The organism is Variovorax sp. LARHSF232 (assembly GCF_052871435.1).
This window is the reverse complement of record NZ_JBIXJS010000026.1, coordinates 1-1,304: the sequence shown is the minus strand read 5'-3', so window position 1 is coordinate 1,304 and position 1,304 is coordinate 1. Positions and strand designations below refer to the sequence as shown.

Annotated in this window: 1 protein-coding gene; it reads right to left on the bottom strand. The window is 68.2% G+C overall.

The window, feature by feature from the left end:
* Positions 1-1,304 (bottom strand): acyl-CoA dehydrogenase (locus tag ACIPRI_RS26665; protein WP_446624523.1); only part of this gene is annotated, 1,304 nt, incomplete at both ends.

Genomic DNA, 1,304 nt, shown 5'->3' with positions numbered 1-1,304 from the left:
CGGCATAGAAGCGCGCGGTCGCGATCTTGGCCTTCATGAATGGCACGTCCGTGCCCTTGGCGGCCAGCTCCTGCGCCACCAGCAGCGAGCGCGCCAGCTGCCAGCCCGCCACCAGTTTGCCGGCCGCCAGCAGGTAGGGCACGCTGCCGGCGAACACAGCGTTGGGCGAGGCCTTGGTCTGGCCGGCGACGAAGTCGACGATCTTCACGAAGGCCTCGCGTGCGGCGCGCAGGTTCTTCAGCACGGCCTTCGCGTCATCGCCACCCTGCGCGGCCAGCTCGCCTTCGGTCTTCTCGATCTGCGCGGCGATGGCCTTGGCCGCCTGGCCGCCGTCGCGCGCCGTCTTGCGGCCCACCAGGTCGTTGGCCTGGATCGCGGTGGTGCCTTCGTAGATGGTCAGGATCTTGGCGTCGCGCAGGTACTGCGCCGCGCCGGTTTCCTCGATAAAGCCCATGCCGCCGTGCACCTGCACGCCCAGCGAGGCCACGTCCAGGCTCATCTCGGTGCTGTAGCCCTTGACCAGCGGCACCATGAATTCGTAGAAGGCCTGGTTCTGCTTGCGCATGTCGGCATCCGGATGGTGGTGCGCCGCGTCATAGGCGGCGGCGGCCACGCTGGCCATGGCGCGGCAGCCCTGGGTGTGCGCGCGCATGGTCATCAGCATGCGCTTGACGTCGGGGTGGTGAATGATCGGCGCGCTGGCGTTGATGGAGCCATCCACCGGGCGGCTCTGCACGCGCTCCTTGGCATAGGCCACCGCGTGCTGGTAGGCGCGCTCGGCAATCGCGATGCCCTGCACGCCCACCGCATAGCGCGCCGAGTTCATCATGATGAACATGTACTCCAGGCCGCGGTTCTCCTGGCCCACCAGGTAGCCCACGGCGCCGCCATGGTCGCCGTACTGCAGCACCGCGGTCGGCGAGGCCTTGATGCCCAGCTTGTGCTCGATGCTCACGCAATGCACATCGTTGCGCGCGCCCAGCGAGCCGTCCTGGTTGACCAGGAACTTGGGGCAGATGAACAGGCTGATGCCCTTCACGCCTTCGGGCGCGCCGGCCACGCGGGCCAGCACCAGGTGCACGATGTTCTGCGCCATGTCGTGCTCGCCGTAGGTGATGAAGATCTTGGTGCCGAAGACCTTGTAGCTGCCGTCGGCCTGCGGCTCGGCGCGGCTGCGCACCAGGGCGAGGTCACTGCCGGCCTGCGGCTCGGTCAGGTTCATGGTGCCGGTCCATTGGCCCGTGACCAGCTTCTCCAGGTAGGTGGCCTTGAGCGCGTCGGAGCCGGCCATCAGCAGCGCCTCG